Source organism: Streptomyces sp. NPDC088147 (assembly GCF_044741565.1).
GTDB lineage: Bacteria > Actinomycetota > Actinomycetes > Streptomycetales > Streptomycetaceae > Streptomyces.
The window spans coordinates 267,532-281,174 of sequence record NZ_JBIUSY010000003.1 but is presented as its reverse complement, the minus strand read 5'-3'; the positions used below and the strand labels follow the sequence as shown (position 1 = coordinate 281,174).

Genomic DNA, 13,643 nt, shown 5'->3' with positions numbered 1-13,643 from the left:
CTGCGCAACGCACGCAGGGTAGCCCCCCAGCAGGCCAGGTATCACCCTCTGATGCGCGAGACGATCGGCGCACTCGTCCGGCGCCAGCGTCGGGCCTCTGACTCGCTGTCATCAATGGCCGCGTGGGTGGGCATGTAGCACGGCGCCATCCGCCGAGTGTTCCCGAGAGGGGAACACTGCGCGCCTCCTTGGCCGGGACGATGTGACGAGAGCCTCACTCGCCGTCACATGGAGCCGACCATGTCCACCGCGCCACCGCCGCTCGCGTTCATCTACGACCGTCACGCCACCGAGCACCGCGCACCCCTCGATTTACGCCTCGACGGCTGCCGGAATTGGGCCGCGCTGCACGGCTGGGACATTGCGGGTATCTGGCTCGACCTCGGCGACGCGGCCCTGACCGACGGGCACCGCAGCCAGTTCGACGGCCTGTGCGGCGCGATGGCGCTGTACGCGGGCAACCGTACGGTCCTGTGCCTCGTCCACACCTGGGACCGCCTCATGCGCACCGACGCGCGCCCGGAGTATCAGCGCAAGGTCGCCGCGGCCGGCGGGTACACGGCCACCTGCCTCGGTGAAGACGACCAATGGGAAGTCCGAGGCAGGGAAGCGCGCCGTCGGTGCTGCCAGGCTTCTTGTGCGTCGATGTGCGGCGGCACCTCGACTGGTTCGCCGCCAAGGAACCCGACGGACTGCTGTTCGTCGGCGAGCGGGGCGCCCCCTTCCGCCGCTCCACCTTCGGCCGGAAGTGGCGCAAGGCCCGGGACAAGGTCGGGCTGCCGCCCAACTTCCGCTTCTACGACCTACGGCACACCGGCAACACCCTCGTCGCCCAGTCCGGCGGCACGCTCAAGGACGTCATGGTGCGCGCCGGCCAGTCGTCGGAGAAGGCGGCGCTGATCTACCAGCACTCGCCCATGGACCGGCAGAAGGAAGTCGCACAGGGTCTCGACGCCCGCCTACGGGCCGCGCGGAAGGACGCCGCGAGCAACCGCGGCGACGGGCGCCCGAATTCGGACAGCGACTCAAGTGGTGCGTCAGTGGTGCGCCACGCCTGACCCCCTCCGACACCCGCGTCAGGGGTCCCACATGTGCGATGTCGGACCCCTGTGGCGGCTGCTTCAACCGGGCAGACGGCCCCGTGGAGCAGATGAGAGTTCACCTTTCGCCACTCAATTCCCAGACTGGCAGGGTAGTTGGTGTGGTCTAGCTGCCATGGCGGGTGCGCCATCCGGACGAGGCGTGCGTGACGCGGGTCACATGAAGTGGATCTCGCCATTCGAGATGTTCGTCGAACGTGCGCGCGAGGGTGTTCGGGGGGCCTGTGCGGGCGGGGTATTCCACCCCTCAAGTGGTGCGCAAGTGGTGCGAGGAGGTGTGAGAGGTCTAGACAACAAAGGAGGCCCAAGTCGCTGACTTGGGCCTTCGTCGTGGAGCGGGTGACGAGAATCGAACTCGCGCTCTGAGCTTGGGAAGCTCATGTTCTACCATTAAACTACACCCGCGAGGCGAGCCGGTGATCGGCTTCGCATCGTCGGACACTCTACCTCATCGCGGGCCCCGGGCGTATTGCGCCGTGGGGCCCGTGGTGTTGCCGGGCGGTGCGGGGGGCGCTTGGGGTGGGTGGGTGTGGTGGTGGATGTGGGGGGTGGCGCGCGGGAGTTGGGGCGTAGGGTCGGGGGCGGAGTGCCGCTGACGGGTGGGTTCCCTTCATCCCCTAGTGTGGGCTTTCGTCCGCATTTGTTGGGGAAGGGACTTGATGGACTTGATGGAGCACACCGTCGTCCGCTGTGCCGAAGGGCATGTGTTCAGTACCGCCACGTTTCCGATGCAGCAGCTCGACTCCGGGCGCATCGGCCCCGGGCGGCTCATCCGGTGTCCGCGGTGTGCGCGGTTGCGGCATGCCGTGCCCGTGGAGCGGGTGGACGGGCCGGCGGAGGCTGTGAGGGTGGACGCGGTGGCGGTGGAGGCCCTGGCGGTGGAGCGGCACTGACCGTAGTGGTTCAGGCGCGCGGGGCCGCCCGATTGGGGTGGGCTCGCGCGCTCTGCGTATCCTCGGGGCGTGCTTCTCTCAGACAAGGACATCCGGGCCGAGCTCGACTCCGGACGCGTACGCCTCGAACCGTATGACGCGTCGATGGTGCAGCCCTCCAGCATCGATGTGCGGCTCGACCGGTATTTCCGGGTGTTCGAGAATCACCGCTATCCGCATATCGATCCCGCCGTCGAGCAGGTCGATCTGACGCGGACCGTCGAGCCGGACGGGGACGAGCCGTTCATCCTGCACCCCGGGGAGTTCGTGCTCGCGTCGACGTACGAGGTCATCTCGCTGCCCGACGACATCGCCTCCCGGCTGGAGGGGAAGTCCAGCCTCGGGCGCCTCGGGCTGGTGACGCACTCGACCGCGGGCTTCATCGACCCCGGGTTCTCCGGACACGTCACGCTCGAACTGTCGAATATGGCGACCCTGCCGATCAAGCTCTGGCCCGGGATGAAGATCGGGCAGCTGTGTCTGTTCCGGCTCAGCTCGCCGGCGGAGTTCCCGTACGGCTCCGAGAGGTACGGCTCGCGGTATCAGGGGCAGCGGGGGCCGACCGCGTCCCGCTCGTATCTCAATTTCCATCGGACACAGGTGTGATGCAGGCATGACCGAGCCCCGAGAGAACCTGACATACGAGAAGTTCGGCCGCGCCGTCCGCGAGCTGGCGCAGACGATCGCGGACGACGGGTACGAGCCCGATGTCGTCCTGAGCATCGCGCGCGGTGGTGTCTTCGTCGCCGGGGGTCTCGCCTATGCCCTCGACTGCAAGAACATCCATCTGGTCAACATCGAGTTCTATACCGGGGTCGGGACCACGCTCGCGATGCCCGTCATGCTCGCGCCCGTTCCCAACGTCGTCGACTTCTCCAACAAGAAGGTCCTCATCGCGGACGATGTCGCCGACACCGGCAAGACGCTGAAGCTGGTGTACGACTTCTGCATAGACCACGTCGCCGAGGTGCGCAGCGCTGTCATCTACGAGAAGCCCCAGTCCCTCGTGAAGTGCGAGTACGTCTGGAAGCGCACCGACGACTGGATCAACTTCCCCTGGAGCGTCGAGCCGCCTGTCGTCCGCCGCAGCGGGCAGGTACTCGACGCCTGACACATCGCGAAGGGGCCCGGAATTTCTGTCCGGGCCCCTTCCGTGTGCCGTGGGTGCCGTTTGTGCGGTGTCGCCGGGTGGCGCTACAGCGTGCCCAGCTTCAGCAGCGACAGCAGCGCGATCAGCTGGATCGCCGACGCGCCCAGCGCCTTCGGCCACGGCAGGTCGTGCGACTTGCTCACCATCACCGTCAGCAGCGCGCCCGCCGCGATCCAGGTGAGCCAACCGAGCACCTGCACCAGCGAGTTCTCCCCGCCCAGGAAGAGCGCGAAGACCAGGCGCGGGGCGTCCGTGATCGACATGATCAGCATGGACAGGCCCACGGTCGGCTGCCAGGCGCCGTCACCGCCGAGCTGGCGGGCGAGCGTGTGGGTCACCGCGCCCAGGATCAGACCGCCGATGACGAAGGCGACGCCGGTGGTCAGTACGTACGGAATGGCCGTGGAGAGGGTCGCGTTGATCGCGTCCTCGCGGGCCGCGTCGAAGCCGAAGATCGCCAGCAGGCCGTAGAGGAACGTGACGATCAGGGCGGGGCCCCAGACCGGGTAGTCGCGCATCCCCAGGAACGTCTGGGAGGGGCGCATGACGACGCCGCTCAGCAGTTCCTTCCAGTGCAGCCGCGGGCCCGCGGGGGCCGCGGCCGCGCCGCCGCGGTAGGCGGTGCCGTCGCCGTACGGGTCCTCGTTGACGCTGAACGCCTGCGTGTGACCGGCGTTGTTGGCGTACGAGTCGCCGGACTGGCCGCCGTACCCGCCCTGGCCGCCATAGCCACCCTGCCCACCGTGCCCGCCGTGTCTGCTGTGACCGCCCTGCGGGGGCTGCCCGTGCGGGTCCTGCTGGCCGTACGGGTCACCGAAGTACTCCGGCTCGCCATGACCGCCGCCATGACCGCCGCCATGACCGCCGCCGTGCCCACCACCGTGCCCACCGCCGTATCCGTTCGGTGCGCCGCCCGTGGGGGGCCACTGCTGCTGCCCGTACGGGGGCGCGGCTTGGTGCCCGCCCCCGTAGCCCGGGGGCGGCGGCGCCTGCTGCCCGTACGGCTGTTGCTGCTGCCGCTGCGGTTGTTGTTGCGGGGTGCGGTTGTCCCGGCCGCGTCCGATCCTGAATCCAGCCACGCAATCGAACGTACCCGCTCCGGGCGGGCGGGGCTGCTGAGGTGGGGAACGGGAGGTTCTTTGCGGCCGAGCTGTGACATCCCCTAGGGGAACCCTATGGGGACTGCCCCCGGCCCGCCCGTGGCGTCGGGCTGTCGGGCTGTCCGAGGAAGATCGATGTACTGAACGTGATCACCGGTCGGCCGGTGCCCGACGCGTACAGCGCGATCAGATCCGTCCGTTCGCCCCGGTGGGTGCGTGTCACCAGATCCGGGCGCCCGTCCCCGGTGAACTCGGCCGTGCCGAGGAGTTCCGTCACGGTCCGGCCGGAGCCCGACGGGAGTCTGGGCGCGGTCGGGAACCGTACGGCCTCGAAGCGGTACGCGCCTCCCTCGCGCGCCGGACCCTCCGGGCCGCCGAGCAGCAGCTCGCCCTTCGCCGCGCCGCCGGGCGTGCGGGCCCGGGTGTGGTGGACGAGGTCGTCGTAGCCGTCACCGTTCACATCGGCCTCGGGCGCGGGCGCTTCGAGGACCGGGCCGCCGCCCGGGATCGGCGCCGAGGCGGCGCGCGGGGCACCGGTGCGGCTGAAGGGGCCCCGGAGGTAGCTCACCCGGCCCGCGCTCGCGGTCACGGCGAGGTCCGTCTCGCCGTCGCCGTCGAAGTCGCCGCAGACGGGATGGTCGGGCCACTCGTCGCCGGCGCGGGCCTTGGCGGGGATCCGGAGGACGACCGCCCTGCCGCCGGTCCCGTCACCACCGCTTTTGCCACGCGCGCCGAGTCCGTCGGGGCCGCCGAAGAGGATCTGGAGCGGCACGGGAGGGGCGCCGATCCCGTCGTACGGCGGGTCCGTGGTGACGATCAGATCCCCGAACCCGTCGCCGTCCAGATCGCACGCGGCCTCGGCGTCGAACGCCGCGGGCAGCGCGCCGTCGACGCGGGCGCCGTGCTGCCGCGGGCCGAGGATCTGGCGTACGGCCGGATCGAGACCGCGGGCCGCGGCGGTGCCGTACACGATCCCGATGCCCGCGTCATCGCCGTAGATGTCGCCCGGGGCCTTGACCAGGTCGTTCAGTACGAGGTCACGGTGGCCGTCGCCGTTGAAGTCGTCGGGCAGACGGCTGCCCTCGCCGCGCGGTACGGGACGACGCGGGGCGCCGGAGCGGCCGGAGAGCGGGGCGGTGTCGCCGTTCTTGCCGACGGTCGTGCCCTTGCCGGCGGTCGTGCCCTTGTCCCGGTCCCGGCCGTCGCGGGCGGACCGGTCGGAGGACGAGAGAGCGGTACAGCCCGTCAGCAGCAGAGCCGTGCAGACGGCTGCGCACACCACCGCGCACGCGGCTCTACGGGTCCCGCGCCCCATCACCGGCGAAGCCGTCGCTGAAGCTGAAGCCGAAGCCGTCGCCGAAGCCGTCGCCGAAGCCGTCGCTGTCACGCGTATGCGCATGGCCCACCAACCCGTCCCGCCGATCCGTCGGCCCGGTCCGCTCTCGCCGGCTCCGGTCGTCACATGGTGCCCCAGCGCTCGCCCGTGCAGCGGCCGAAGTCTTCGCCGTTGACGAAGCTGTCGCTGTCGCCGTCGCCGTCGCCGTCGCCGATGACGAAGTCGAATACGAAGCCGTGCCGCCTGTCCAGGTCCCCGCCCCAGGCCCCCGCCCCCGGCCCACACGCCGAGCGGCCGGACCCGCCCCCGAGGCAGATCCGGCCGCTCTCCGGCCTACGTCACCTACGCCCGCCCGCTACTTCACCGGCTGGGACTCCGGAGCCGGATCCGGAGCCGGATCCGGGGCCGGATCCGGGGCCGGGTCCGGCGCGCTCTCCCGCTCCTCCGAGCCCTCCGGCCCCGCCGGCGTCCGTACCGAGTCGAGCAGCAACTGCGCCACATCCACGACCTGGAGAGACTCCTTCGCCCGGCCGTCGTTCTTCTTGCCGTTGACGGAGTCGGTGAGCATCACCAGACAGAACGGGCAGGCCGTCGACACGATGTCCGGGTTCAGCGAAAGGGCCTCGTCCACCCGCTCGTCGTTGACGCGCTTGCCGATCCGCTCCTCCATCCACATCCGCGCGCCGCCCGCGCCACAGCAGAAGCCGCGCTCCTTGTGGCGGTGCATCTCCTCGTTCCGCAGACCGGGCACCTTCGCGATGATCTCGCGCGGCGGCGTGTAGATCTTGTTGTGCCGGCCCAGGTAGCAGGGGTCGTGGTACGTGATCAGGCCCTCGACCGGCGTCACGGGGACCAACTTGCCGTCGTCCACGAGGTGCTGGAGCAGCTGCGTGTGGTGGATGACCTCGTACTCGCCGCCGAGCTGCGGGTACTCGTTCGCGATCGTGTTGAAGCAGTGCGGGCAGGTCGCGACGATCTTCTTCGACGACTTCGGCTTCTTCGTCGTCTCGTCGTCATCGTCCTCGCCGTACGCCATGTTCAGCATCGCGACGTTCTCCTGGCCGAGCTGCTGGAACAGCGGCTCGTTGCCCAGGCGGCGGGCCGAGTCGCCCGTGCACTTCTCGTCGCCGCCCATGATCGCGAACTTGACGCCCGCGATGTGCAGCAGCTCCGCGAAGGCCTTGGTGGTCTTCTTGGCCCGGTCCTCCAGCGCGCCGGCGCAGCCGACCCAGTACAGGTAGTCGACCTCCGTCAGGTCCTCGACGTCCTTGCCGACGACCGGCACCTCGAAGTCGACCTCCTTCGTCCACTCCAGGCGCTGCTTCTTCGCCAGACCCCAGGGGTTGCCCTTCTTCTCCAGGTTCTTGAGCATCGTCCCGGCCTCGCTCGGGAAGGCGCTCTCGATCATCACCTGGTAGCGGCGCATGTCGACGATGTGGTCGACATGCTCGATGTCGACCGGGCACTGCTCGACACACGCGCCACAGGTGGTGCAGGACCACAGCACGTCCGGGTCGATGACGCCGCCCAGGGCGACGCCGCCGTCGGCCGCGGCCTCCAGCGTCCCGATCAGCGGGCGCTCGGCCTCCGCGAGGGCCGCGGCGGGCACCCCGGCCAGCTGCTCCTCGGTGGCCTTCTCCTCGCCCTCCATCGTCTTTCCGCCGCCGGCCAGCAGATACGGCGCCTTGGCGTGGGCGTGGTCGCGCAGCGACATGATCAGGAGCTTCGGGGAGAGCGGCTTGCCCGTGTTCCAGGCCGGGCACTGCGACTGGCAGCGGCCGCACTCCGTGCACGTGGAGAAGTCGAGGAGGCCCTTCCAGGAGAAGTGCTCGATCTGGGAGACACCGAAGACGTCGTCCTCGCCCGGGTCCTCGAAGTCGATCTCCTTGCCGCCGCTCGTCATCGGCTGGAGGGCGCCGAGCGCCGTCCCGCCGTCCGCCTCGCGCTTGAACCAGATGTTGGGGAAGGCGAGGAAGCGGTGCCAGGCGACGCCCATGTCGGTCTTGAGCGCGACCGTGATCATCCAGATGAAGGACGTCGCGAGCTTGATCAGCGCGACCAGGTAGACCAGGTTCTGGAGGGTGCCGAGGCTGAGCCCGTCGAACGCCGCGACCAGCGGGTACGAGACCAGGTACGCCGCCTGGTACGAGTCGACGTGGTGCAGCGCGCCCTCCAGCCCGCGCAGGACCAGGATCGCCAGGCCGATGACGAGGATGACGGCCTCGACGAAGTACGCCTGGCCGAAGTTCGAGCCCGTGAAGCGGGACTTGCGGCCGGCGCGGCCGGGGAGCGAGAGCTGCCGGATGACGATCAGGGTCAGGATGCCGAGCGTCGTGAGCAGGCCGATGAGCTCGACGAAGACCTCGTACGGCGTCCAGTCGCCGATGACCGGCAGCAGCCAGTCCGCCTGGAAGAGCTGCCCGAAGGCGTTCACCAGGGTCAGTACGAGCGAGAAGAAGCCGACCGCGACGAACCAGTGCGCGACGCCGACCACACCCCAGCGGTTCATCCGGGTATGGCCGAGGAACTCCTTGGCCACGGTCAGGGTGCGCTGGGCGGGCTCATCGGTCCGCTTGCCCGCCGGGACGGGCTGGCCGAGCCGTACGAAGCGGTAGATCTGCGCGATGGCTCGGCCGAACAACGCCACACCGACGACGGCGAGTACCAGCGACACGATGATCGCGGCGAGTTGCATGGGGGCTCCTCGGGCCAACTGCTGCTGCTCAGTACTGCGTGATGCCGCACTGCTCAATGCTGCTTACTAAGCGGTAACTTAATCGTTTCGTGCTGAGGTTACCCACTTATCCAGCCGCAATGTAGCGGCGGAACCGGTGATCTGTGTCGCTCAGGGGACCCTCAGGGAAACCTGGCCGTCCGGATCGCCCCGACCGCCCTGACCGCCCTGGCCCTCCTGGCGGCCCCGGCCCTCCGGACCGCCTTGGCCGTCCGGACCGCCCTGGCGGCCCCGGCCGTCCTCACCGCACACGTTCTCCACGCACACGTTCTCAGCGCACATACGGGCGTGCGCGCGAGGATCGCGAGGTCCAGGCCGATCCAGTGGTGCTCCACATAGTGCTGGTCGAGCAGCGGTGTCTCGTCCCATGGCAGCTCCGAGTGGCGCCGTACCTGCGCGAGCCCGGTCAGGCCGGGCCGTACGAGCTGTCGCCAGGGCGCGGCGCCCGCGGGGGAGCCGGTCTTCAGTGGCGCCGGACCCACCAGGGACAGCTCGCCCCGTACGACATGGGGCAGCCGGGAGAGCAGGTCGAGCCGGAACCGGCGGGTGCGCAGGGAACTCAGCAGGAAGGGGTGGCCGTTGAGTCCTGTGCGGTAGTCGCGTACGAAAACGCCCTCGGCCGGCCGGGCCAGCGCGAGGGCGAGGGCGGCCACCGCGAGCAGGGGCGCGGTCAGCGCCAGGAGGGCCGAGCCGAGGATCAGATCCAGCAGGCGCTTGGGCTCCGGGGGGTGGGGCGGGCGCCATGCGGTGGGGCGTCGCTTCAAGGTCACACCTGACCGTTCTGTTCGCTATGCGTGCTCTGTTACGTTCAGTCGCGTTCAGCCATGTTCAGCGGTTGTTTCGGTAGTTTCATTTATTTCGGTGCTTTTGCCACGGAACGATCGCACGGTGAAGGTGTGAGGATCGGGTAGGCGGGCCCCTCAGGCGCGTCCGAGGGTGCTCGGAGACGGGCCCGGCGCACGATAGTTGAGTCCCATCGACTCAGGTCCTTTGACTCTCTGGGATCTGTCATGCATCCTTGAGTCAGTTCCACTCAAGTCAGCTGGAGGAATCGAAATGGCACGTGCGGTCGGCATCGACCTGGGCACGACTAACTCCGTCGTCAGCGTTCTCGAAGGCGGCGAGCCCACCGTCATCACCAACGCCGAAGGCGCCAGGACCACGCCGTCCGTCGTCGCCTTCGCCAAGAACGGCGAGGTGCTCGTCGGCGAGGTCGCCAAGCGCCAGGCAGTCACGAACGTCGACAGGACCATCCGGTCGGTCAAGCGCCACATGGGCACCGACTGGAAGATCAACCTGGACGGCAAGGACTTCAACCCGCAGCAGATGTCGGCCTTCGTGCTGCAGAAGCTGAAGCGGGACGCGGAGTCGTACCTGGGCGAGAAGGTCACCGACGCGGTGATCACCGTCCCCGCGTACTTCAACGACTCCGAGCGTCAGGCCACCAAGGAGGCCGGCGAGATCGCGGGCCTCAACGTGCTGCGTATCGTCAACGAGCCGACGGCGGCCGCCCTGGCCTACGGGCTCGACAAGGACGACCAGACGATCCTGGTCTTCGACCTCGGTGGCGGCACCTTCGACGTCTCGCTGCTGGAGATCGGTGACGGCGTCGTCGAGGTGAAGGCCACCAACGGTGACAACCACCTCGGTGGTGACGACTGGGACCAGCGGCTGGTCGACTTCCTGGTGAAGCAGTTCGCCAACGGTCACGGCGTGGACCTCTCCAAGGACAAGATGGCTCTCCAGCGTCTCCGCGAGGCCGCGGAGAAGGCGAAGATCGAGCTGTCGTCCTCGTCCGAGACCACGATCAACCTGCCCTACATCACGGCGTCCGCCGAGGGCCCGCTGCACCTCGACGAGAAGATCACGCGCTCGCAGTTCCAGCAGCTGACCGCGGACCTGCTCGACCGCTGCAAGACCCCGTTCCACAACGTCATCAAGGACGCCGGCATCCAGCTGTCCGAGATCGACCACGTGGTGCTCGTGGGCGGTTCGACGCGTATGCCCGCCGTCGCGGAGCTCGTCAAGGAGCTGACCGGCGGTCGCGAGGCCAACAAGGGTGTCAACCCCGACGAGGTCGTCGCCATCGGCGCCGTGCTCCAGGCCGGTGTCCTGAAGGGTGAGGTCAAGGACGTCCTGCTCCTCGACGTCACCCCGCTGTCCCTCGGTATCGAGACCAAGGGCGGCATCATGACCAAGCTGATCGAGCGCAACACGACGATCCCGACGAAGCGTTCGGAGATCTTCACGACGGCCGAGGACAACCAGCCGTCGGTGCAGATCCAGGTCTACCAGGGCGAGCGCGAGATCGCGGCGTACAACAAGAAGCTCGGCATGTTCGAGCTGACCGGTCTGCCGCCCGCGCCGCGCGGTGTGCCGCAGATCGAGGTCGCCTTCGACATCGACGCCAACGGCATCATGCACGTGGCCGCGAAGGACCTCGGCACCGGCAAGGAGCAGAAGATGACCGTCACCGGTGGCTCCTCGCTGCCGAAGGACGAGGTCAACCGGATGCGTGAAGAGGCCGAGCAGTACGCGGACGAGGACCACCGCCGCCGCGAGGCCGCGGAGACCCGCAACCAGGCCGAGCAGCTCGTCTACCAGACGGAGAAGTTCCTCAAGGACAACGAGGACAAGGTCCCCGGCGACATCAAGACCGAGGTCGAGACGTCCATCGCCGAGCTGAAGGAAAAGCTCAAGGGCGAGGACACCGCCGAGATCCGTACCGCCACGGAGAAGGTCGCGGCCGTCTCCCAGAAGCTCGGACAGGCGATGTACGCCGACGCCCAGGCGTCCTCCGGCGCGGGCGCCGACGGTGCCGAGGCCGGCGCGGGCGCCGGGCAGGCCAAGGCCGACGACGACGTCGTCGACGCCGAGATCGTGGACGACGAGAAGCCCAAGAAGGACGGTGCGGCGTGACGGAGGAGACCCCGGGCTTCGAGGAGAAGCCCGACGTTCCCTCCGGCGCGACCCCCGAAGATGCCGCGTCGAAGGGCGCCGAGTCCGACTCCGTAGCGGAGCCGGGCCCGGCGTCCCCGGGCGGGGACGTACAGGAAGTCGCCCTGACGGCGCAGCTGGACCAGGTCCGTACGGCGCTCAACGAGCGCACGGCAGACCTCCAGCGGCTCCAGGCCGAGTACCAGAACTACCGCCGCAGGGTGGAGCGCGACCGGGTCACGGTCAAGGAGATCGCTGTCGCGAGCCTGCTGACCGAACTGCTGCCGGTCCTGGACGACATCGGCCGGGCGCGCGACCACGAGGAACTGGTCGGCGGGTTCAAGTCGGTGGCCGAGTCGCTGGAAGCGGTCACGGTCAAGCTGGGCCTCCAGCAGTTCGGTACGGAGGGCGAGCCCTTCGATCCGACGATTCATGAGGCCCTGATGCACTCGTACGCGCCGGATGTCACGGAGACGACGTGCGTCGCGATCCTCCAGCCTGGGTACCGGTTCGGCGAGCGGACGATCAGGCCCGCCCGCGTCGCGGTGGCCGAGCCCCAGCCCGGGGCCCAGCCCAAGGGCGCGGACGAGCCCGCCGAGTCCGCCGGCGACAAGGAGAGCGGTGGCCCGGAAGAGGGCTGACGCGGTGGCGGGCGGTGCGGTGGCAGGAGCAGGCGGAGAGGAGGGACGTCGGGAATGAGCACGAAGGACTTCGTGGAGAAGGACTACTACAAGGTTCTCGGCGTCCCCAAGGACGCCACCGAGGCCGAGATCAAGAAGGCGTACCGGAAGCTCGCCCGCGAGTTCCACCCGGACGCCAACAAGGGCGACCTCAAGGCCGAGGAGCGCTTCAAGGAGATCTCCGAGGCGAATGACGTCCTCGGGGATCCCAAGCGGCGCAAGGAGTACGACGAGGCGCGCGCCCTCTTCGGCAACGGGTTCCGGCCGGGACCCGGTGCCGGGGGGAACGGCTCGTTCAACTTCGACCTGGGCGACCTCTTCGGCGGTCGTCCCGGTGGCGGCACGCAGGGCGGACCCGGCGCCGGCGGCCTCGGCGGCGGGCTCGGGGACGTCTTCGGCGGGATCTTCAACCGGGGCGGTGCCGGGACCCGTACGCAGCCGCGCCGCGGCCAGGACATCGAGTCCGAGGTGACGCTCAGCTTCACCGAGGCGGTCGACGGGGCCACGGTCCCGCTGCGGATGTCCAGCCAGGCGCCCTGCAAGGCGTGTTCGGGCACCGGCGACAAGAACGGCTCGCCGCGGGTCTGCCCGACCTGTGTGGGCACGGGACAGGTCTCGCGCGGCACCGGCGGCGGCTTCTCGCTGACCGACCCCTGCGTGGACTGCAAGGGCCGTGGGCTGATCGCCCAGGACCCGTGCGAGGTCTGCAAGGGCAGCGGGCGCGCCAGGTCCTCGCGGACCATGCAGGTGCGTATCCCGGCGGGTGTCAGCGACGGGCAGCGGATCCGGCTGCGCGGCAAGGGCGCTCCGGGCGAGCGCGGCGGCCCCGGCGGCGACCTGTATGTCGTCGTCCATGTCGACGCCCATCCGGTCTTCGGCCGCAAGGGCGACAACCTCACGGTGACCGTGCCCGTCACGTTCACGGAGGCGGCGCTCGGCGGCGAGGTGAAGGTGCCGACCCTGGGCGGCCCCGCGGTCACGCTCAAGCTTCCGGCGGGGACACCCAACGGCCGTACGATGCGCGCCCGCGGCAAGGGCGCGGTGCGCAAGGACGGCACCCGCGGCGACCTGCTGGTCACCGTCGAGGTCGTCGTCCCCAAGGACCTCGACGCGCCCGCGCGGGACGCGCTGGAGGCCTACCGGAAGGCGACCGCGGACGAGGACCCGCGGGCGGAGCTGTTCCAGGCGGCGAAGGGAGCATGACCTCATGGACGGGCGGCGTCGGCAGTCTTCATCGTTCACCAGGGCGTATCAGCTGACCGAGGAAACGCCGGTGTACGTCATCTCGGTGGCGGCACAGCTCTCCGGGCTGCACCCGCAGACGCTCAGGCAGTACGACCGCCTCGGCCTGGTCTCCCCGGACCGTACGGCGGGCAGGGGACGCCGCTATTCGGCCCGTGACATCGAGCTGCTCCGTCAGGTGCAGCAGCTGTCTCAGGACGAGGGCATCAATCTGGCCGGGATCAAGCGGATCATCGAGCTGGAGAACCAGGTCGCCGCGCTCCAGGCGCGCGTCGCCGAGCTGTCGGCGGCGGTGGACGGTGCGGCGACGGCGATGCGGCAGCGCGAGGCGCAGGTGCATGCCTCGTACCGCCGGGATCTGGTGCCGTATCAGGATGTGCAGCAGACGAGCGCGCTGGTGGTGTGGCGGCCCAAGCGGCCGACGGACTGAGC

At 69.4% G+C, this 13,643-nt stretch carries 12 protein-coding genes and 1 tRNA gene; 8 read left to right on the top strand and 5 right to left on the bottom strand.

What is annotated here, in order from left to right; all coding sequences use genetic code 11:
- Positions 1-620 precede the first annotated feature (620 nt).
- Entirely contained in the window at positions 621-1,058 is a 438-nt protein-coding gene (locus ACIOGX_RS12090; protein ID WP_401912406.1) for a tyrosine-type recombinase/integrase, read from the top strand.
- A 373-nt stretch (positions 1,059-1,431) separates the two neighbouring features.
- Here the strand turns inward: ACIOGX_RS12090 and ACIOGX_RS12085 are convergent.
- Positions 1,432-1,505, bottom strand: a tRNA-Gly gene (locus ACIOGX_RS12085).
- A gap of 254 nt (positions 1,506-1,759) precedes the next feature.
- Here ACIOGX_RS12085 and ACIOGX_RS12080 point away from each other — a divergent pair.
- From ACIOGX_RS12080 to ACIOGX_RS12070, 3 genes are all read left to right on the top strand, one after another.
- On the top strand, positions 1,760-1,993 hold the full coding sequence (locus ACIOGX_RS12080; protein WP_356515614.1) for a hypothetical protein: 234 nt from the start codon (positions 1,760-1,762) through the stop codon (positions 1,991-1,993).
- Positions 1,994-2,062: 69 nt separating this feature from the next.
- The gene (gene dcd / locus ACIOGX_RS12075) at positions 2,063-2,638 is read left to right on the top strand and encodes a dCTP deaminase (RefSeq protein ID WP_129769924.1); all 576 of its coding nucleotides are present in this window, start codon (positions 2,063-2,065) and stop codon (positions 2,636-2,638) included.
- Positions 2,639-2,645: 7 nt separating this feature from the next.
- A complete protein-coding gene (locus tag ACIOGX_RS12070; RefSeq protein WP_356515216.1) occupies positions 2,646-3,143 on the top strand; it encodes a phosphoribosyltransferase in 498 nt (165 codons plus the stop codon).
- Positions 3,144-3,226: 83 nt separating this feature from the next.
- Here ACIOGX_RS12070 and ACIOGX_RS12065 read toward each other — a convergent pair whose 3' ends face one another.
- The 4 genes from ACIOGX_RS12065 to ACIOGX_RS12050 form a co-directional block, all read right to left on the bottom strand.
- Positions 3,227-4,261: a Yip1 family protein gene (locus ACIOGX_RS12065; protein ID WP_401912402.1), complete on the bottom strand. Its 1,035-nt coding sequence runs from the start codon at positions 4,259-4,261 to the stop codon at positions 3,227-3,229.
- 94 nt (positions 4,262-4,355) lie between these two features.
- Positions 4,356-5,597 (bottom strand): FG-GAP repeat domain-containing protein, encoded by a 1,242-nt coding sequence (locus ACIOGX_RS12060; protein ID WP_401912399.1) that lies wholly within the window; start codon positions 5,595-5,597, stop codon positions 4,356-4,358.
- Positions 5,598-5,973: 376 nt separating this feature from the next.
- Positions 5,974-8,313 carry a (Fe-S)-binding protein gene (locus ACIOGX_RS12055; RefSeq protein ID WP_401912396.1) on the bottom strand — a complete coding sequence of 780 codons (2,340 nt, stop codon included), beginning with the start codon at positions 8,311-8,313 and terminating at the stop codon, positions 5,974-5,976.
- A 161-nt stretch (positions 8,314-8,474) separates the two neighbouring features.
- Positions 8,475-9,122, bottom strand: a complete 648-nt coding sequence (locus tag ACIOGX_RS12050) for a sugar transferase (RefSeq protein ID WP_401912394.1) — start codon at positions 9,120-9,122, stop codon at positions 8,475-8,477.
- Between the two features lie 286 nt (positions 9,123-9,408).
- On the opposite strand from ACIOGX_RS12050, the gene dnaK reads away from it, so the two are divergent.
- The 4 genes from dnaK to ACIOGX_RS12030 are packed head-to-tail and all read left to right on the top strand — an operon-like array spanning position 9,409 to position 13,641.
- On the top strand, positions 9,409-11,271 hold the full coding sequence (gene dnaK, locus ACIOGX_RS12045) for a molecular chaperone DnaK (protein ID WP_129769918.1): 1,863 nt from the start codon (positions 9,409-9,411) through the stop codon (positions 11,269-11,271).
- Complete coding sequence (gene grpE / locus ACIOGX_RS12040) at positions 11,268-11,930, top strand: nucleotide exchange factor GrpE (RefSeq protein ID WP_129769917.1); 663 nt, start codon at positions 11,268-11,270, stop codon at positions 11,928-11,930. The genes dnaK and grpE overlap by 4 nt, the downstream gene beginning before the upstream one ends.
- Positions 11,931-11,984: 54 nt before the next feature.
- On the top strand, positions 11,985-13,172 hold the full coding sequence (dnaJ, locus tag ACIOGX_RS12035) for a molecular chaperone DnaJ (RefSeq protein ID WP_356515226.1): 1,188 nt from the start codon (positions 11,985-11,987) through the stop codon (positions 13,170-13,172).
- 4 nt (positions 13,173-13,176) lie between these two features.
- Complete coding sequence (locus ACIOGX_RS12030; RefSeq protein ID WP_129769915.1) at positions 13,177-13,641, top strand: heat shock protein transcriptional repressor HspR; 465 nt, start codon at positions 13,177-13,179, stop codon at positions 13,639-13,641.
- Positions 13,642-13,643: the final 2 nt, after the last annotated feature.